Origin of the sequence: Burkholderia sp. SIMBA_062, assembly GCF_046534765.1 — a bacterium.
In the GTDB taxonomy this organism is placed as follows: domain Bacteria; phylum Pseudomonadota; class Gammaproteobacteria; order Burkholderiales; family Burkholderiaceae; genus Burkholderia; species Burkholderia ambifaria.
In genome coordinates this window covers 1-267 of sequence record NZ_JAWRYD010000314.1, presented here as the reverse complement: position 1 = coordinate 267, position 267 = coordinate 1, and the positions used below count along the sequence as shown (strand labels likewise).

Genomic DNA, 267 nt, shown 5'->3' with positions numbered 1-267 from the left:
AGAAACGCGCGATGCGCAAGCGGGCGGCGCGGAAGGCGCGTTAGGGGTGCTGGAGGTGTCGGCTGCGTCGAGCATGATGTACGTAACGCAAGACTCGATCGCTCGGTCAGCGGGAGATCGGGTCCGGGATTGCCTGGTCGTCACTTCGTCACGGGCCGCGATCGACCCGGCGCCGCCGTTCGACTCGAGCGCAAGCGATCACTCGAAGGCTGCTAAAAACCGGATCGCGCGATGCCTGATTCTGCCTCGGACAGGGAACGCCACTCC

General features: G+C 65.2%; 1 protein-coding gene. It reads left to right on the top strand.

Going from position 1 to position 267, the window contains the following annotated elements; genetic code table 11:
• Nucleotides 1–267, top strand: a 267-nt coding sequence (locus SB786_RS36500; RefSeq protein WP_410731618.1) for a hypothetical protein, incomplete at both ends; no start/stop codon positions are given.